This window comes from Pseudomonas sp. NFACC39-1 (assembly GCF_900110355.1).
Taxonomy (GTDB): domain Bacteria; phylum Pseudomonadota; class Gammaproteobacteria; order Pseudomonadales; family Pseudomonadaceae; genus Aquipseudomonas; species Aquipseudomonas tehranensis.
The window spans coordinates 423,265-441,691 of sequence record NZ_FODL01000001.1 but is presented as its reverse complement, the minus strand read 5'-3'; the positions used below and the strand labels follow the sequence as shown (position 1 = coordinate 441,691).

The 18,427-nt window shown below is 62.3% G+C and carries 16 protein-coding genes and 1 other RNA gene; 15 read left to right on the top strand and 2 right to left on the bottom strand.

Translation table 11 applies throughout. The features are described 5' to 3' along the window. Positions 1 to 29: 29 nt before the first annotated feature. Positions 30 to 392 (bottom strand): YraN family protein, encoded by a 363-nt coding sequence (locus BMY45_RS01925; RefSeq protein ID WP_092393809.1) that lies wholly within the window; start codon positions 390 to 392, stop codon positions 30 to 32. After that, the gene (locus BMY45_RS01920; protein ID WP_092393806.1) at positions 392 to 2,203 is read right to left on the bottom strand and encodes a penicillin-binding protein activator; all 1,812 of its coding nucleotides are present in this window, start codon (positions 2,201 to 2,203) and stop codon (positions 392 to 394) included. Before BMY45_RS01920 ends, BMY45_RS01925 begins: the two co-directional genes overlap by 1 nt. A gap of 329 nt (positions 2,204 to 2,532) precedes the next feature. Here BMY45_RS01920 and rsmI point away from each other — a divergent pair, with 329 nt between their 5' ends. The 15 genes from rsmI to BMY45_RS01845 all read left to right on the top strand — a co-directional run bounded on the left by rsmI (position 2,533) and on the right by BMY45_RS01845 (position 18,418). After that, the gene (gene rsmI, locus BMY45_RS01915) at positions 2,533 to 3,438 is read left to right on the top strand and encodes a 16S rRNA (cytidine(1402)-2'-O)-methyltransferase (RefSeq protein ID WP_092393803.1); all 906 of its coding nucleotides are present in this window, start codon (positions 2,533 to 2,535) and stop codon (positions 3,436 to 3,438) included. 74 nt (positions 3,439 to 3,512) lie between these two features. After that, positions 3,513 to 3,866, top strand: an RNA gene (gene rnpB, locus BMY45_RS01910) — RNase P RNA component class A. 308 nt (positions 3,867 to 4,174) lie between these two features. Then, on the top strand, positions 4,175 to 4,630 hold the full coding sequence (gene mraZ, locus BMY45_RS01905) for a division/cell wall cluster transcriptional repressor MraZ (RefSeq protein ID WP_003205355.1): 456 nt from the start codon (positions 4,175 to 4,177) through the stop codon (positions 4,628 to 4,630). Beyond that, the gene (rsmH, locus tag BMY45_RS01900; RefSeq protein ID WP_371264129.1) at positions 4,627 to 5,574 is read left to right on the top strand and encodes a 16S rRNA (cytosine(1402)-N(4))-methyltransferase RsmH; all 948 of its coding nucleotides are present in this window, start codon (positions 4,627 to 4,629) and stop codon (positions 5,572 to 5,574) included. The genes mraZ and rsmH overlap by 4 nt, the downstream gene beginning before the upstream one ends. Further along, complete coding sequence (gene ftsL, locus BMY45_RS01895) at positions 5,571 to 5,864, top strand: cell division protein FtsL (protein WP_047228812.1); 294 nt, start codon at positions 5,571 to 5,573, stop codon at positions 5,862 to 5,864. The genes rsmH and ftsL overlap by 4 nt, the downstream gene beginning before the upstream one ends. Then, positions 5,864 to 7,603: a peptidoglycan D,D-transpeptidase FtsI family protein gene (locus BMY45_RS01890; protein ID WP_177193299.1), complete on the top strand. Its 1,740-nt coding sequence runs from the start codon at positions 5,864 to 5,866 to the stop codon at positions 7,601 to 7,603. The genes ftsL and BMY45_RS01890 overlap by 1 nt, the downstream gene beginning before the upstream one ends. Further along, complete coding sequence (locus BMY45_RS01885; protein WP_092393797.1) at positions 7,603 to 9,066, top strand: UDP-N-acetylmuramoyl-L-alanyl-D-glutamate--2,6-diaminopimelate ligase; 1,464 nt, start codon at positions 7,603 to 7,605, stop codon at positions 9,064 to 9,066. Before BMY45_RS01890 ends, BMY45_RS01885 begins: the two co-directional genes overlap by 1 nt. Beyond that, the gene (gene murF / locus BMY45_RS01880) at positions 9,059 to 10,426 is read left to right on the top strand and encodes a UDP-N-acetylmuramoyl-tripeptide--D-alanyl-D-alanine ligase (RefSeq protein ID WP_092393793.1); all 1,368 of its coding nucleotides are present in this window, start codon (positions 9,059 to 9,061) and stop codon (positions 10,424 to 10,426) included. Before BMY45_RS01885 ends, murF begins: the two co-directional genes overlap by 8 nt. Further along, the gene (mraY, locus tag BMY45_RS01875; protein WP_047228816.1) at positions 10,426 to 11,508 is read left to right on the top strand and encodes a phospho-N-acetylmuramoyl-pentapeptide-transferase; all 1,083 of its coding nucleotides are present in this window, start codon (positions 10,426 to 10,428) and stop codon (positions 11,506 to 11,508) included. Before murF ends, mraY begins: the two co-directional genes overlap by 1 nt. Positions 11,509 to 11,513: 5 nt before the next feature. Continuing rightward, positions 11,514 to 12,860, top strand: coding sequence for a UDP-N-acetylmuramoyl-L-alanine--D-glutamate ligase (murD, locus tag BMY45_RS01870; RefSeq protein ID WP_092393790.1), 1,347 nt, complete (start codon positions 11,514 to 11,516; stop codon positions 12,858 to 12,860). Further along, entirely contained in the window at positions 12,857 to 14,074 is a 1,218-nt protein-coding gene (ftsW, locus tag BMY45_RS01865; RefSeq protein WP_047228818.1) for a putative lipid II flippase FtsW, read from the top strand. The genes murD and ftsW overlap by 4 nt, the downstream gene beginning before the upstream one ends. Then, complete coding sequence (gene murG, locus BMY45_RS01860; RefSeq protein WP_092393787.1) at positions 14,064 to 15,134, top strand: undecaprenyldiphospho-muramoylpentapeptide beta-N-acetylglucosaminyltransferase; 1,071 nt, start codon at positions 14,064 to 14,066, stop codon at positions 15,132 to 15,134. Before ftsW ends, murG begins: the two co-directional genes overlap by 11 nt. Continuing rightward, positions 15,127 to 16,587: a UDP-N-acetylmuramate--L-alanine ligase gene (gene murC, locus BMY45_RS01855; RefSeq protein ID WP_092393785.1), complete on the top strand. Its 1,461-nt coding sequence runs from the start codon at positions 15,127 to 15,129 to the stop codon at positions 16,585 to 16,587. Before murG ends, murC begins: the two co-directional genes overlap by 8 nt. After that, a complete protein-coding gene (locus BMY45_RS01850; protein ID WP_076383613.1) occupies positions 16,584 to 17,549 on the top strand; it encodes a D-alanine--D-alanine ligase in 966 nt (321 codons plus the stop codon). The genes murC and BMY45_RS01850 overlap by 4 nt, the downstream gene beginning before the upstream one ends. 2 nt (positions 17,550 to 17,551) lie before the next feature. Further along, complete coding sequence (locus tag BMY45_RS01845; protein WP_047228822.1) at positions 17,552 to 18,418, top strand: cell division protein FtsQ/DivIB; 867 nt, start codon at positions 17,552 to 17,554, stop codon at positions 18,416 to 18,418. Positions 18,419 to 18,427: the final 9 nt, after the last annotated feature.

Below are 18,427 nucleotides of genomic sequence, written 5' to 3'. Positions count from 1 at the left end.
CCGGCTCGGCTCGTCATGGGTGTTGACGTTCAACTGTCGAAGGCATTCTGCAACCAGTTCAACTGATCGGCGTTGCTGTCGATGGCAACCACGTCGAAGCGGCAGGGATGATCGGCCCAGCGAGACTCGATTTGCAGGAAGTACTGCGCGGCGAAAACCAGCTTCTGGCGCTTGCGTGCATCGATGCTGTCGAGCGCGCCACCCCATTGAGTATTTTTTCTGTAGCGGACTTCGACGAATACTACTGTATCGCCATCAAGCATGACCAGATCAAGCTCGCCACGTTTACACAGCCAGTTTTGCGCCAGCAGCCGCAGGCCTTGTTGCTGAAGATGCGCGAGAGCCTGGCTCTCGGCATCCCGTCCGCTTTGCTGGCGTGATCGGTCAGGCATCAGCGCTGAGTGTCCGGCAGGCGCTGCACCTGACCGTTGACGAATTCGGCCCACGGCAGTTGACGTTGCACGCGCTGGGACGGCGACACTGCCAGGCTGCCCGAAAGACCTTCGATGCGGGTGTCTGGCAATGTTTTCAGCTGACCCAGGCGCGGAGCCAGACGATAGGCATCTGCCCCCATCGCGTACAGCCGACCCAGGCTACCACCGGCCTGGGGCCACTGGGCGGTGACCTGCTTGCGCAGCGGGTCGTTGGCATCGAGCAGCCACGGGGTTTCGCAGAAGCGCACGCCGCTCATGTCGTTGTACTGATTCTGGTCGCCACTGGCGCTGAACACATGCGAGGTGGCGTACACAGGCACGTCGCCGGCGTACTGGAAGTTCAGGGTCGGCTTGATCTGCTGGGCCTGTTGTGGCGTCGAGGCCAGGAACAGGAACTCGATGTCCTGACGGCGGGACGGCTGGGCCGCGACGGCGGTGTCGACTGTGCTTTGCAGGCGCTTGGCGCGACCTTCGCTCTGGCGCAGATGGAACATGTCGGCGATCTGCTGGGCCAGTTGTACGGGCTGATCGATGCGTTCGACAGCGATGATGGTGCCGCCATTGGCCTGCCAGTCCTCGCTGAAGGCTTTTAGGACGCGATCGCCCCATTCACCTTTTGGCACCATGACGGCGGCACGATGCAGACCGTCTGTACGGGCGCGACGCGACACTTCACGGGCTTCGTCTTCTGCGGCCAGGCCAAACTGGAACAGCTGTGCCGGGCCTTGCTCACCTTCGCTGTAATTGAGCGCGAGGGTCGTGATCGGCAGTTGCGGGCGGGTGCTGAGTTGCTTGACCAAGGGTTTTTCCAGCGGGCCGACCACCAGTTGCACGCCGTCGGCCTGTGCCTTGCGATAGAAATCATCCAGGGAGGTCAGGCGCGAGCTGTCATAAAACTGAATGCTTGGTGGGTTTTGCCCGGCCTGTTGGGCCTGATAGTGGGCAGCCATGAAACCTTCGCGCAGAGCTCTGGCGACCGAGGACAGCGGGCCATCCTGAGGCAGCAGCAAGGCGATCTTGCTCAGGGGCTGGCTCGCCAGTTCCTTGAGCTTGACCAGCGGCGTCGGCAACTGGAGGGCGGCCGGGTGCTTGGGGTTCTGCTCGCGCCAGCTGTCGATAGCCGCCTGTTGCTGTTCCAGCGTACCGGCGGTTTTCACAGCCAGAGCCAAACTCAGCCAGCCCCCAAGGTCGTCGGTGCTGGTCGGTTGCAGTTGATCGGTGGGCAGCGAGGCGATCAACGACCAGATCGCCTCGTGGTTTTTCGCCGCCGCTTCGTTTTCAAGCAGGGGCGCAATGAAGATCCGTTCCTTGGCGGCTGCCAGGGTCTGGCCGTCGGCCTCGAGGGCGCGGGCGTGGACGGTGCCGGTGCGGACCTGCTGCTCCACCGGTAGCTCGCTCAGGTGCTGCAGGCTCGGGTGGCTCAGGGCGCTCAGCGCTGCTTTGGGCTGGTTGCGCGTCATTGCCAGTTCGGCCGCCAGGGTGCTGGCGAATATCTGCTGGCCGGGCTTGAGTTGCTCCATCGGCACCTGTTGCAGGATCTGCGCGGACTGACCGGCATTGCCCTGGCGGTAGGCCAGGTCTGCTGCGCTCAGGCGCAACAGGGCGGCTTTTTCCGGGGTTTTGCTTTGGGTGGCCTGTTCGAGCAGCTGCTCGATACTGGCATCCGGGGTCCGTGGAAGTTCGCCAAGGCTGGAGGAGGGCGAGCTGGCGCAGGCCGCCAGAAGGGCAGCGAGGCAGAGGGCGGAGAGCAGCCGCAGGCAAGCGATCATGTAAATGTTCCTGATACGAGATCAAATTAGCGTCGAATTGTACCCAAGCACTGGCCGGGGCGCGATGTTAGTGGCGTGAATCGATCAATTTAGGTATTTCAAATGTTGCGGCGCAGCACAAAGGCGCTGTTCACTCAGGTGGTGGCACTAAACCTGTGGCGAGGGGATTTATCCCCGCTGGGCTGCGCAGCAGCCCAAAAAAGGCTGGAAACCCTTCAGCCTGACACATCGAAGCGGTAGGTCTTGGGTCTGCTGCGCAGCCCAGCGGGGATAAATCCCCTCGCCACAGTGGCTGATGTGAACCGCTAAGACGGCCGGCACACGCTACAATGGCGCTTTTTACCGATCATGAGGTGTGCGCTTTGACTGCTCCAGGTGCTTTGAATTCCGCTGCCGGCTCGCTTTATGTGGTGGCGACGCCCATCGGCAACCTGGACGATATCAGTGCCCGGGCGCTGAAAATCCTGCAGGAGGTCGCGCTCATTGCGGCCGAAGATACGCGCCACTCTCAACGCTTGTTGCAACATTTCGGCATTTCAACGCCGTTGGCGGCCTGTCATGAGCACAACGAGCGGGAAGAAGGCAGTCGTTTTATCACTCGCCTGTTGGCGGGCGATAACGTTGCGCTGATTTCCGACGCGGGTACACCGCTGATTTCCGACCCTGGCTATCACCTGGTACGCCAGGCTCGGGCGGCCGGCATCAATGTAGTGCCGGTGCCAGGGGCGTGCGCCTTGATCGCTGCCCTTTCGGCGGCGGGCCTGCCGTCGGACCGTTTCATTTTCGAAGGTTTTTTGCCCGCCAAGGCGGTGGGGCGACGGGCGCGCCTGGAGTCTATAAAGGAGGAGCCGCGTACGTTGATCTTTTATGAGGCGCCGCACCGCATCCTTGAGTGCCTGCAAGACATGGAATTGGTGTTTGGTCCGGAGCGTCCGGCGCTGCTCGCCAGGGAGCTGACCAAAACCTTCGAAACTCTCAAGGGGTTGCCGTTGGCGCAGTTGCGCGCCTTCGTCGAAAGCGATAGCAACCAGCAGCGCGGTGAATGCGTTGTGCTGGTGGCGGGCTGGGCGGCGCCGGACAGTGAAGAGACCGTCAGCAGTGAAGCGATGCGCATCCTGGACCTGCTGCTCGAGGAGATGCCCCTCAAGCGCGCCGCCGCCCTTGCGGCGCAGATTACCGGCGAGCGTAAGAACGTGCTGTATCAGGTCGCGCTGGAAAAACAGAAGGACCAGTGAAACCGGGGGGCGGGGCTGGCCAAGGGCTTTTAGCGCTTGTTCTTCGGGCGCTCTGCCGTTAACCTTCGCGGCGGAGAGTCGATCGGACAGTCGCTGCCCTCTATGAAAATTAGGGGGGGGAGGAAAGTCCGGGCTCCATAGGGCGAAGTGCCAGGTAATGCCTGGGAGGCGTGAGCCTACGGAAAGTGCCACAGAAAATAACCGCCTAAGCGCTTCGGCGCCGGTAAGGGTGAAAAGGTGCGGTAAGAGCGCACCGCACGGCTGGCAACAGTTCGTGGCTAGGTAAACCCCACTTGGAGCAAGACCAAATAGGGTCCCAAGGCGTGGCCCGCGCTGGGACCGGGTAGGTTGCTAAAGATGTCCAGTGATGGCCATCGTAGACGAATGACTGTTCAAGACAGAACCCGGCTTACAGATCGACTCTCCACCTTTTCCCCTCCTGCCAGAATCGCTGGCAGACGCAATTGCTAAGACCAAAAAAATCTTACTCTTAACAAATCACTTTAACTTTAGAGCGCAGCTTCCTGTGTTCGCTGAAGTTGTGGCGAAAAATCCTACGTCAGATTCCCATCGCCCCTCCAGATACGCTCCTAAATCTCCGATCTATAAGGCTTTTCCTTCAATCCGCGCCTTGACGGTGCGGTAGGCGCATTCCTATAGTGTGCGCAAGTGGCGGAAAGTGGCATGAAGTGGGTTTTTTGAGCGTAAAACGCAAAATTTTTGGAGAAACGCTGACGTGTTTCGCGGAGCTAACGCTATCAGTCTCGATGCAAAGGGCCGTCTCGCCATGCCGAGCCGGTACCGTGACGAGCTCGTTTCGCGTAGTTCCGGGCAGTTAATCGTCACGATCGACGCCGTTGACCCATGTTTGTGTGTTTACCCTCTTGATGAGTGGGAGATCATCGAAACCAAACTGCGCGCACTGCCTTCGCTGCGTGAAGAGAACCGCCGCCTGCAACGCTTGCTGATCGGTAACGCCGTCGATCTCGAACTCGACGGCAGCGGTCGTTTCCTGGTTCCACCGCGCCTGCGCGAGTACGCCAAGCTGGACAAGCGCGCGATGCTGGTGGGCCAACTGAACAAGTTCCAGCTGTGGGACGAAGATGCCTGGAATGCGGTCTCTGCCGCTGACCTGGCTGCTATTCAACAACCGGGCGCCATGCCTGATGAACTGCGTGATTTGATCCTGTGACTATTGATAGCGGCTTTAACCACATCACCGTACTGCTTGACGAAGCCGTTGAGGCTCTCGCCGTACGTGCTGATGGCTGCTATCTGGATGGCACGTTCGGGCGTGGCGGGCATAGCCGGTTGATTCTCAGCAAGCTCGGCCCGGACGGCCGGCTGCTGGGGTTCGACAAGGATCCTCAAGCGATTGCCACCGGGCAAGCGCTAGCGGCCGAAGACGGCCGCTTTGTCGTTGTGCAGCGCAGCTTTGCGGAGCTGGGCTCAGAAGTGGCCCAGCGTGGCCTGGCCGGCAAGGTCAGTGGCGTGCTGCTTGACCTGGGCGTGTCTTCGCCGCAGTTGGACGACCCTGAGCGCGGCTTCAGTTTTCTCAACGATGGCCCGCTGGACATGCGCATGGATCCGTCCCGCGGCATCAGCGCCGCCGAATTCGTCAATACTGCCCCGGTGGAAGAAATCGCCCGTGTTTTCAAGGAATACGGCGAAGAGCGTTTTTCCGGCCGCATGGCCCGCGCCGTGGTCGAGCGTCGCGACACCAAACCATTCGAGCGTACCGGCGACCTGGCCGAAGTGCTGAAAGTCGCCAACCCGGCATGGGAAAAGGGCAAGAACCCGGCTACCCGTGCTTTCCAGGGTTTGCGCATCCACGTCAATAATGAATTGGGCGATCTGGAGGCCGGCCTTGAGGCGGCACTTGAAGCACTCGAGGTCGGCGGGCGACTGGTGGTGATCAGCTTCCATTCCCTGGAAGACCGTATCGTCAAACTGTTCATGCGCAAGCTCACCAAGGGTGAGGCCGATAACCTGCCGCGCAACCTGCCGGTGCGCTTCGAAGCCTTCGTGCCGAAAATCAAGATCCACGGCAAGGCCCAGTTCGCCTCCGAGGCCGAACTCAAGGCAAACCCGCGTGCCCGTAGCGCCGTCATGCGTGTTGCGGAGAAGTTGCGGTGAGCAAGCTCTTCGCCAAGCCCCTGCCCGGCGGCAGCTTTTTCATGCTGCTGCTGTTTATCGGCGTGCTCGTGTCGGCCATCGCCGTGTCCTACAGCGCGCACTGGAACCGGCAGTTGCTCAACACCCTTTACAGCGAACTGAGCGTGCGCGACAAGGCCCAGGCCGAGTGGGGCCGGTTGATCCTGGAGCAGAGCACCTGGACCGCCCATAGCCGCATCGAGGTACTGGCGACCGAACAGCTGAAAATGCGCATTCCTGGCGCTGCCGAAGTGCAGATGGTGGCGCCATGATGAAGCTCGAAGGGGCACTCTTTCCGTGGCGCTTCCGTCTGGTTCTGGGCCTGCTCGGGATCATGGTGGCGGCGATCGTCTGGCGCATCATCGATCTGCAAGTGGTCGACCGTGACTTCCTCAAAGAGCAGGGCGATGCCCGTAGCCTGCGGCACATCCCGATCCCGGCTCACCGCGGCCTGATTACCGACCGCAATGGCGAGCCGTTGGCCGTGAGCACCCCGGTGACCACCTTGTGGGCAAACGCCAAGGAAATGCAGCAGGCCAAGGAAAAGTGGCCGGCTCTGGCCGCTGCCCTTGGACAGGACCCCAAGGCCTTGGCCGAGCGGCTCGAAGCCCAGGCCAATAAAGAATTCATTTATCTGGTGCGCGGGTTGACGCCCGAGCAGGGTCAAAGCGTGCTCGACCTGAAAGTGCCGGGCGTCTATGGCATCGAAGAGTTCCGGCGTTTCTATCCGGCCGGTGAGGTGACTGCCCATATGGTCGGTTTCACCGACATTGATGACCGGGGGCGAGAAGGGGTCGAACTGGCCTATGACGAGTGGCTTGCCGGAGTGCCCGGCAAGCGTCAGGTCATCAAGGATCGGCGTGGCAGGCTGATCAAGGATGTCCAGGTCACCAAAAACGCCAAGGCCGGTAAGCCCTTGGCGTTGTCCATTGACCTGCGTCTGCAATACCTGGCCAACCGGGAGCTGCGCAATGCGATCGTGGAGAACGGCGCCAAAGCCGGCAGCCTGGTGATCATGGACGTCAAGACTGGCGAGATCCTGGCGATGGTCAACCAGCCGACCTACAACCCGAACAACCGTCGCAATCTGCAGCCGGCGATGATGCGCAACCGCGCAATGATCGACGTGTTCGAGCCGGGTTCGACCATGAAAGCCATCTCCATGGCCGCCGCGCTGGAAACCGGACGCTGGAAGCCGGGCGATACCGTTGAGGTGTACCCGGGCAGTTTGCAGATCGGCAAGTACACCATTCGTGACGTGTCCAAGACCGAGGGACCAGTGCTTGACCTCACGGGCATTCTGATCAACTCCAGTAACGTGGGCATGAGCAAGATTGCCTTCGATATCGGCGGTGAGGCGATCTATCGTCTGGCCCAGAAAATCGGCCTCGGCCAGGACACCGGCCTGGGCTTTCCGGGCGAGCGGGTCGGCAATCTGCCGAACTACCGTGAGTGGCGCAAGGCCGAGACGGCAACCTTGTCGTACGGCTACGGTGTTTCCGTGACGGCGATCCAGCTGGTTCATGCCTTTTCGGCACTGGCCAACAACGGCCGAATCGCACCGCTGACCCTGATCAAAACCGACAAGGCCCCGCAGACCACCCAGGTGATTCCTGAAGACGTCGCCAAGACCATGCAGGGCATGCTGCAACAGGTGATCGAGGCCCCGCGTGGCGTCTATCGCGCCCAAGTGCCTGCGTATCATGTCGCCGGCAAGTCGGGTACGGCCCGCAAAACCTCCGCGGGCGTCAAGGGCTATGCCGAGAATTCCTACCGTTCGCTGTTCGCCGGTTTCGGCCCGATGAGCGACCCGCGTTACGCCGTCGTGGTGGTCATCGACGAACCGAGCAAGGCCGGCTACTTCGGGGGGCTGGTTTCGGCACCGGTGTTCAGCAAAGTGATGTCCGGCACCCTGCGCTTGATGAATATCACCCCGGATAACCTGCCGCCGACCCAGCAGGCCAATACCGCACCGGTCGTACCCTTGAAAGCCGAAGGAGGGCGTGGCTGATGTCCCTGAGCCTGAACAAGATTTTTGCCCATGCCGGCCACGATCTGCTGATTCGCGAATTGGCCCTGGACAGCCGCCACGTGCGCGCCGGGGATCTGTTTCTGGCCGTACCGGGTGCCCGGTTCGACGGACGCGCCCACATCGCCGACGCCTTGAAGCGCGGTGCGGCTGCCGTGGCTTATGAAGTCGACGGCGCGACCGTTCTGCCCATTACCGACGTGCCATTGATTCCGGTCAAGGGTCTGGCGGCCCAACTGTCGACCATCGCCGGACGCTTTTATGGCGATCCAAGCCGTCACCTGAACCTGATTGGTGTGACGGGCACCAACGGCAAGACCAGCGTCACCCAACTGGTGGCCCAGGCCCTGGATCTGCTGGGTCAGCATTGCGGCATCGTCGGCACCTTGGGTAACGGTTTCCATGGTGCACTGGAGAGTGGCCTGCACACCACGCCGAACCCGATTGCCGTGCAGGCAACCCTGGCCGACCTGAAAAAGGCCGGAGCCAAGGCCGTGGCGATGGAAGTCTCTTCCCATGGCCTGGATCAGGGCCGCGTGACGGCCCTGGCGTTTGACGTCGCCGTATTGACCAACCTGTCGCGCGATCACCTGGATTACCACGGCACCATGCAGGCGTACGGCGAAGCAAAAGCCAGGCTGTTTGCCTGGAATGACTTGAAGTGCCGGGTCCTCAACCTTGACGACGCGTTTGGCCGGCAATTGGCCGCCGATAAGCACGAGTCCCGGCTGATCACCTATAGCCTGGAAGATGCCAGCGCCTACCTTTATATACGCCAGGCGCAATTCAATGACGAAGGCGTGCGCGCCACCCTGGTTACGCCTCAAGGCGAGCACCACCTGCGCAGTACCTTGCTCGGTCGTTTCAACCTGAGCAATGTGTTGGCGGCCATTGGCGCCTTGCTTGGCCTGGACTACGCACTGGATGAAATCCTCAAGGTCCTGCCCAAACTCGAAGGACCTGCCGGGCGTATGCAACGGCTGGGCGGCGGAACGCAACCGTTGGTGGTGGTCGATTACGCCCATACCCCGGATGCGCTGGAAAAAGTCCTGATGGCCCTGCGGCCTCACGCCAAGGGCAAGTTGCTGTGCCTGTTCGGCTGCGGTGGCGATCGTGATCGCGGCAAGCGTCCGCTGATGGCCGAAGTGGTCGAGCGCTTGGCCGATGGTGTCGTGGTCACCGACGACAATCCGCGCACCGAAGACCCATTGCAGATTTTCGACGACATCCGCGCCGGCTTCTCGAACGTGGACAACGTCACCTTCGTGGCCGGTCGCGGCCAGGCGATTGCCCAGTTGATCGCCGGTGCGTCGGCGGACGACGTCATCGTCCTGGCCGGTAAAGGCCATGAGGACTACCAGGAAATCAATGGCGAACGCCATGCTTTCTCCGATCTGGTGGAAGCCGATCACGCCCTGACTGCGTGGGAGGTGGCCCATGCTTAAGGCGCTGAAACTCAGCGAGCTGACCAACACCCTGAATGCGCGCCTCATCGCCGCGGACGCCAGCTTCGACGGCGTGAGCATCGACAGCCGGGCCATTGCTCCGGGGCAGTTGTTCGTCGCCCTGGCCGGACCGCGTTTCGACGGCCACGATTACTTGAACGAAGTCGCCGCCAAAGGGGCGGTCGCGGCACTGGTCGAGCGGGAAGTGACCAACAGTACGCTGGCGCAGTTGCTGGTCGCTGACACCCGTCAGGCCTTAGGCCAGTTGGGCGCGCTGAACCGCACGGCGTTTGATAAGCCGGTCGCAGCCATCACCGGCTCCAGCGGCAAGACCACCGTCAAGGAAATGCTGGCAAGCATCCTGCGCACGCGCGGCCCGGTGCTGGCGACCCGTGGCAACCTGAACAATGACCTCGGCGTGCCGCTGACCTTGCTGGAGCTGGCGCCGGAACACAGTGCCGCCGTTATCGAGTTGGGTGCTTCGCGGCTCGGTGAAATTGCCTATACCGTAGCCATGACCAAGCCCCTCGTCGCTGTGCTCAACAACGCCGGGACCGCCCACGTCGGCGAGTTCGGTGGCCCGGACAAAATCGTTGAGGCCAAGGGCGAGATTCTCGAAGGGCTGGATGCCGATGGCGTCGCCGTGCTGAATCTCGACGACAAGGCCTTCGAAACCTGGAAGACCCGGGCGGCTGGGCGCAAGGTGCTGACGTTCGCTTTGAGCAATCTGGCGGCGAATTTCTACGCCAGCGATCTGGACCGCGATGCTCGCGGCTGCCCGGCCTTCAATCTGCACAGCCCCGACGGTGCAGAGCGGGTCCAGTTGAACCTGCTTGGCACCCATAACGTCGCCAACGCCCTGGCCGCTGCAGCCGCGGCCCATGCTTTGGGCGTGTCGTTGCCGGGCATCGTGGCCGGCTTGAACGCGGTGCAACCGGTCAAGGGGCGTTCCGTTGCGCAATTGGCCAGCAACGGCATGCGCGTGATCGACGACACCTATAACGCCAACCCGACGTCCATGTGTGCTGCGGTGGATATCCTCGCCGGTTTCCCCGGCCGTACCGTGCTGGTGCTGGGGGATATCGGCGAGTTGGGCGAATGGGCGCAACAGGGGCATCACGATGTCGGCGCCTATGCGCGTGGCAAGGTCGATGCGCTGTATGCCGTCGGCCCGATGATGGCCCATGCGGTCGCCGCGTTTGGCGAGCACGCACAGCATTTCACCACTCAGGCCGAGCTGATTCAGGCCCTGAGCGCCGAGCAGGACCCGAACACCACCTTATTGATCAAGGGCTCACGCAGTGCCGCGATGGAAAACATCGTCGCGGCGCTGTGCGGTTCCCGTATGGAGAAACATTAATGCTGCTGCTGCTAGCGGAGTACCTGCAACAGTTCCACAAAGGCTTCGCGGTCTTCCAGTACCTGACCCTGCGCGGGATCCTGGGTGTGTTGACCGCGTTGTCGTTGTCGCTGTTCCTGGGCCCGTGGATGATCCGCACCTTGCAGAACCTGCAAATCGGCCAGTCGGTCCGCAACGACGGCCCGCAGTCGCACCTGTCCAAATCCGGTACCCCGACCATGGGCGGCGCGCTGATCCTGTCGTCCATTGGCATCAGTACCGTGCTTTGGGCCGACCTGGCGAACCGGTATGTGTGGGTGGTGTTGCTGGTGACCCTGTTGTTCGGCGCCATCGGCTGGGTCGACGACTACCGCAAGGTCATCGAGAAGAATTCCCGGGGGCTGCCGAGCCGCTGGAAATACTTCTGGCAGTCGGTATTCGGCCTCGGCGCGGCGATCTTCCTTTATATGACCGCGGCCTCGCCGGTGGAAACCACCCTGATCCTGCCAATGCTCAAGGACTACAGCATCCCGCTGGGCGCAGGCTTCATCGTATTGACCTACCTGGTCATCGTCGGGTCGAGCAACGCGGTCAACCTGACGGATGGCCTCGATGGCCTGGCGATCATGCCGACCGTGATGGTGGGCGGCGCGCTGGGGATCTTCTGCTACCTGTCGGGTAACGTGAAGTTCGCCGAATACCTGCTGATCCCATATGTGCCGGGGGCAGGCGAGCTGATTGTGTTCTGCGGTGCGCTGATCGGTGCCGGCCTGGGTTTCCTGTGGTTCAACACCTACCCGGCGCAGGTCTTCATGGGTGATGTCGGCGCGCTGGCCCTGGGCGCGGCCCTGGGCACCATCGCCGTCATCGTTCGCCAGGAAATCGTCCTGTTCATCATGGGCGGTGTGTTTGTGATGGAGACCCTGTCAGTCGTCATTCAGGTTGCTTCCTTTAAATTGACCGGCCGCCGGGTATTTCGCATGGCGCCGATCCACCACCACTTTGAACTCAAGGGCTGGCCCGAGCCGCGTGTGATTGTCCGTTTCTGGATCATCACCGTGATTCTGGTCCTGGTCGGCCTTGCCACCCTGAAGCTGAGGTAGAACGAGTGTCCCTGATCGCTTCTGACCACTTCCGCATCGTTGTCGGCCTCGGCAAGAGCGGCATGTCCCTGGTTCGCTTCCTGGCGAACCGGGGCGTGTCGTTTGCCGTGGCCGATACGCGGGAAAATCCACCTGAGCTGGCCACGTTGCGTCGTGACTACCCACAGGTGGACGTGCGTTGTGGCGAGCTGGATGTCGAGTTCCTGTGCCGCGCCGACGAGCTCTACGTGAGCCCCGGCCTTGCTTTGGCAACCCCGGCCTTGCAGGCTGCCGCCGCCCGTGGCGTGAAGTTGTCCGGTGACATCGAGCTGTTCGCCCGTCACGCCAAGGCGCCGATCATCGCCATCAGCGGCTCCAACGCAAAAAGCACCGTCACCACCCTGGTGGGTGAAATGGCTGCGGCGGCCGGTAAGCGGGTTGCCGTGGGTGGCAACCTGGGAACCCCGGCGCTGGATCTGCTCAGTGATGACGTCGAGCTGTACGTGATGGAACTGTCGAGTTTCCAGCTCGAAACCACCGACCACTTGGGCGCTGAAGTGGCAACCGTGCTCAACATCAGCGAAGACCACATGGACCGCTACAGCGGCCTGCCGGCCTATCACCTGGCCAAGCACCGGATCTTCCGCGGTGCCCGGCAAGTGGTGTTCAACCGCCAGGACGCGCTCACTCGGCCTTTGCTGGGCGAGGGACTGCCGTGCTGGTCGTTTGGCTTGGGTGTTCCGGATTTCAAAGGCTTTGGCTTGCGCGAGGAACATGGCGAGAAATACCTGGCTTTCGAATTCCAGAATCTGATGCCGGTGCGTGAGCTGAAGATTCGCGGTGCCCACAACCAGGCCAATGCCCTGGCGGCGCTGGCCCTGGGACATGCGGTCGGTTTGCCGTTCGACGCCATGCTGTCGGCCCTGCGTACGTTTGCCGGGCTCGAACACCGCTGCCAGTGGGTGCGCGAGCTTGACGGGGTGGCCTGGTACAACGATTCCAAGGCCACCAACGTGGGGGCTGCGCTGGCTGCCATCGAAGGTCTGGGCGCGGACATCGAAGGCAAGCTTGTGCTGATCGCCGGCGGCGACGGCAAGGGGGCCGACTTCAAGGACCTGCGCGATCCGGTGGCGGCCAACTGCCGTGCCGTGGTGCTGTTGGGTCGTGACCGCGAATTGATCGCCCAGGCCCTCGGCGACGGCGTGCCGCTGGTTCGCGTCGCTTCGCTGGACGAAGCGGTGCAGCAATGCCGCGCCCTCGCACAGCCCGGCGATGCCGTGCTGTTGTCGCCGGCCTGCGCCAGTTTCGACATGTTCAAGAACTACGAAGAGCGCGGGCAGTTGTTCGCCCGGGCCGTGGAGGGCTTGGCATGAACCTGATGAACATCATCAAGCCATACCCGTCCCCGCTGATCACCGGGCGCGGCATCGACCTGGATTTCCCGATGCTCGTCGGTTGTCTGGCGCTGCTGGGCCTGGGCCTGGTGATGATCACTTCCGCGTCGTCGGAAGTGGCTGCCGTGCAATCGGGCAACACCCTTTATCACATGATTCGTCACCTGATTTACCTGGTGATCGGTTTGGTCGCGTGCATTGTCACCATGATGGTGCCGATCGCCACCTGGCAACGCCTGGGCTGGATGATGTTGCTCGGTGCCTTTGGCCTGTTGGTGATGGTGCTGTTGCCGGGCATCGGTCGCGAGGTCAACGGCTCGATGCGCTGGATCGGCTTCAGCTTCTTCAACGTACAGCCTTCGGAAATCGCCAAGGTCTTCGTGGTGATCTACCTCGCCGGGTATCTGGTGCGTCGTCAGAAAGAAGTGCGCGAGAGCTGGATGGGCTTTTTCAAGCCGTTCATTGTGTTGCTGCCGATGGCCGGCCTGCTGCTGATGGAGCCGGATTTCGGCGCCACGGTGGTGATGATGGGGGCCGCGGCGGCGATGTTGTTCCTCGGCGGTGTCGGGCTGTTTCGCTTCACCTTGATGGTGGCGCTGGCGGTCGGCGCGGTGACGGTGCTGGTACAGGCGCAACCCTACCGGATGGCGCGCTTGATCACTTTTACCGACCCGTGGGCCGACCAGTTCGGTTCCGGCTATCAATTGACTCAGGCCCTGATCGCCTTCGGTCGCGGCGAATGGCTGGGTGTAGGCCTGGGCAACAGCGTGCAGAAGCAGTTCTATCTGCCCGAAGCCCATACCGACTTCGTGTTCTCGGTATTGGCCGAGGAGTTGGGCGTGGTCGGTTCGCTGCTTACCGTCGGATTGTTCGTCTTCGTCTGTGTGCGCGGCATGTACATCGGTTTGTGGGCCGAGCGGGCCAAGCAGTATTTCGCCGCCTACGTGGCGTATGGCTTGTCGTTCCTGTGGATCGGCCAGTTCCTGATCAACATCGGCGTGAACGTCGGCCTGTTGCCAACCAAAGGCCTGACGCTGCCGTTTCTCAGTTACGGCGGCAGTTCCCTGGTGATTTGCTGTGCCTGTCTGGGTTTGTTGCTGCGCATCGAATGGGAGAGTCGAACCCACCTGGGCAGCGAAGAGATGGAATTCCAGGAGAGCGACTTCGCCGAGGAGCCGACTCATGGGCGCTAATGTGCTGATCATGGCCGGCGGAACCGGTGGGCATGTATTCCCGGCGCTGGCCTGTGCCCGGGAGTTCCAGGCGCGCGGTTACACCGTGCACTGGCTGGGTACGCCACGGGGCATCGAGAACGAGCTGGTGCCCGCCGCCGGCCTGGAGCTGCACCGGATCAACGCCAGCGGCCTGCGGGGCAAAGGCAAGTTGTCGCTGCTCAAGGCGCCGCTGATGTTGCTCAAGTCGATCTGGCAGGCCCGGGCGATCATTCGTCGGTTGCGGCCGGTATGCGTGGTGGGCTTTGGTGGTTATGTGACCGGTCCTGGCGGTGTCGCGGCAAAACTGGCCGGTGTGCCGGTCATCGTTCACGAGCAGAACGCCGTGGCCGGTACCGCCAATCGGTTACTGGTGCCGTTGGCCGCTCGAGTCTGTGAAGCCTTTCCCGACACCTTTACCCTGTCGGGCAGCCGGCGTACCACCGGTAACCCGGTGCGGACCGAGCTGTTCCTCGATACACCGCGCCCGGCCCTGGCCGGACGCAAGGCGCGTTTGCTGATCCTGGGTGGAAGCCTGGGGGCGGAGCCGTTGAACAAATTGCTGCCCGAAGCCTTGTCGCAGGTCGCTCCCGAACTGCGGCCCGAGGTGTTTCACCAGGCCGGCAAAAACCACGATGAAGTCACCGCCGAGCGCTACCGCGCCGCCGGCGTCGAGGCGCAAGTGCAGCCTTTCATCAAAGACATGGCCCAAGCCTATGGCTGGGCCGACCTGGTGGTCTGCCGCGCAGGCGCGTTGACCATCAGCGAACTGGCTGCCGCCGGTCTGCCCTCGATGCTGGTGCCTTTGCCCCACGCCATCGACGACCACCAGACCCGCAACGCCGATTATTTGGCCCGTGAAGGCGCAGCCTTCCTGATGCCGCAAAGAACGACTGGTGCCGCGGATCTTGCCGCGCGCCTGACAGAGGTTTTGATGCAACCGCAAACAATCGAAGACATGGCCCGCGCCGCCCGTCGCCTGGCCAAACCCGACGCCACGGCCCAAGTGGTCGATACCTGCCTGGAGGTGGCCCATGGTTGAGAATCGCAAAGCCATGCCGCAACCGGAAATGCGCCGTATCCGCCGCATCCATTTCGTCGGTATCGGCGGCGTGGGCATGTGCGGGATCGCCGAAGTGTTGCTGAACCTGGGCTATGAAGTCTCCGGTTCCGACCTGAAAGCCTCGCCGGTCACCGAGCGCCTGGAATCCTTTGGCGCGCAGATTTTCATCGGCCACCGTTCCGAGAACGCCGCCAACGCGGATGTGCTGGTTGTCTCCAGCGCCGTGAACACCTCCAACCCGGAAGTCGCCACCGCCCTGGAGCGGCGCATTCCCGTGGTGCCGCGGGCCGAGATGCTGGCCGAACTGATGCGTTATCGCCACGGCATCGCCGTTGCCGGTACCCATGGCAAGACCACCACCACCAGCCTGATCGCCTCGGTGTTCGCTGCCGGTGGCCTGGACCCGACCTTCGTGATCGGCGGTCGCCTCAATGCCGCGGGCACCAATGCCCAGCTGGGCACCAGCCGTTACCTGATCGCCGAAGCCGACGAGAGCGATGCGAGCTTCTTGCACCTGCAGCCGCTGGTGGCCGTGGTCACCAACATCGACGCCGACCACATGGCGACCTACGACGGTGACTTCAACAAACTGAAGAAAACCTTCGTCGAGTTCCTCCACAACCTGCCGTTCTACGGTTTGGCAGTGGTGTGCCTGGACGACCCGGTGGTGCGCGAGATCCTGCCGCTGATCAAGCGTCCGACCGTGACCTACGGTTTCGGCGAAGACGTCGACGTGCGCGCCATCAACGTGCGCCAGCAGGGTATGCAGACGTTCTTCACCGTGCTGCGTCCTGATCGCGAACCGCTGGATGTGTCGGTGAACATGCCCGGCAACCACAACGTGCTCAATGCGCTGGCCACCATTTGCATTGCCACCGATGAAGGCGTCAGTGACGAAGCCATTGTCCAGGGCCTGTCCGGCTTCCAGGGCGTGGGACGACGTTTCCAGGTCTACGGCGAACTGCCGGTGGACGGCGGTAACGTGATGCTGGTGGACGATTACGGCCACCACCCGACCGAAGTCGCGGCGGTGATCAAGGCCGTGCGCGGTGGCTGGCCGGAGCGGCGCCTGGTGATGGTTTACCAGCCGCACCGCTACAGCCGTACCCGCGACCTGTACGACGATTTCGTCCAGGTGCTGGCCGACGCCAACGTGTTGCTGTTGATGGAAGTCTATCCGGCCGGCGAGGAGCCGATCCCGGGGGCCGACAGCCGTCAGCTGTGCCACAGCATCCGCCAACGCGGTCAGTTGGACCCGATCTACATCGAGCGCGGCGTGGACCTCGCACCGCTGGTCAAACCGCTGCTGCGCGCTGGCGACATCCTGCTGTGCCAAGGCGCCGGTGACATCGGTGGCCTGGCCCCGAAACTGTTGAAAAGTCCGTTATTCGCCGGAGCAATCGTGGCCTCCAGCGAGGGGAAACTGAAATGACTGCTGCTTACGCCAACCTGGTTTCGACTCTGGACCCGAAAGCCTTCGGCCGCGTCGCCGTGCTGTTCGGCGGCAAGAGCGCCGAGCGCGAGGTGTCCCTCAAGTCCGGTAACGCCGTACTGCAAGCCCTGCAAAGCGCCGGTGTCGACGCGTTCGGCATCGACGTAGGCGACGACTTTTTGCAGCGCCTGCTGAACGAAAAAATCGACCGTGCGTTCATCATTCTCCATGGCCGTGGCGGTGAAGACGGCAGCATGCAAGGTCTGCTCGAGTGCCTGGGCATCCCCTACACCGGCAGCGGCATCCTGGCGTCTGCCTTGGCGATGGACAAACTGCGCACCAAGCAGGTCTGGCACAGTCTCGGCATTCCCACGCCCCGCCACGCCGTGTTGGCGTCCGAGGCCGATTGTATTTCGGCGGCCACGGAACTGGGCTTCCCTTTGATCGTCAAACCGGCCCATGAAGGTTCAAGTATCGGCATGGCGAAAGTGACTTCGCTGCCTGAGTTGACCGCGGCATGGAAAGACGCCAGTTCCTACGATTCGCAAGTGTTGGTCGAGCAGTGGATCACCGGTCCCGAGTTCACCATCGCTACCCTGCGTGACCAGGTGTTGCCCCCGATTGCCCTGGGCACGCCGCACACGTTCTACGACTACGACGCCAAGTACGTGGCCAATGACACCCAGTACCGCATTCCATGCGGGCTGGACAGCGCCAAGGAAAAACAACTGATGGACCTCACGGCCAAGGCCTGTGAGGCGCTGGGTATTGCCGGTTGGGGACGGGCGGACGTGATGCAGGACGCCGACGGGCAGTTCTGGTTCCTGGAAGTCAACACCGCCCCAGGCATGACCGATCACAGCCTGGTACCGATGGCGGCCCGTGCCGCCGGTCTGGATTTCCAGCAACTGGTGCTGTCGATCCTGGCCGCCAGTGTCGGCTCTCAAGAGCCAAGAGGTTAAGCATGCAAGGCGCATCGCTTCGTCATCAGCCATCCGCACCCGGTCGCAAGCCGGTGCCGCGGGGTGCCAGCCGAATGGTGGCCAAAGAGCCGATGTCGGCGCGCCTGCCGAAAGCCAATTTTGGTTTTCTCAAGAGCCTGTTCTGGCCGGTGTTGTTGGTGGCGTTGGGGTTCGGTACGTACGAAGGGGCTCAGCGGCTGCTGCCTTATGCGGACCGGCCGATCGCCCGGATCAATGTGCAGGGCGACCTGAGCTACATCAGTCAGCAAGCCGTGCAGCAGCGGATCGCCCCATTCGTGGCGTCGAGCTTCTTCACCATCGACCTGGCGGGCATGCGCAAGGAACTGGAGCAGATGCCCTGGATCGCCCATGCCGAAGTACGGCGGGTATGGCCTGACCAGGTTTCTATTCGCCTGGAAGAACAACTGCCCGTGGCCCGCTGGGGTGACGAGTCGTTGTTGAACAACCAGGGCCAGGCGTTCACGCCGCGGGAACTGGCCAACTACGAACATTTGCCACAACTGTTCGGGCCTCAGCGGGCCCAGCAGAAAGTCATGCAGCAGTACCAGGTGTTGAGTCAGATGTTGCGGCCGCTGGGCTTCTCCATCGCGCGCCTGGAGTTGCGTGAGCGCGGCAGCTGGTTCCTGACCACTGGCGCGGGCAGCTCGGGGCCGGGCATCGAGCTGCTGCTCGGGCGCGGCAACCAGGTGGAAAAGATGCGCCGCTTCATTGCCATCTATGACAAGACGCTCAAAGACCAGATTACGAACATCGCGCGCATCGATCTGCGCTACGCCAACGGCCTGGCTGTTGGCTGGCGGGAACCTGTAGCGCCCACGACGGCTGAACCCGCCGTCGCGAAGAATTAAGAAGAGGCA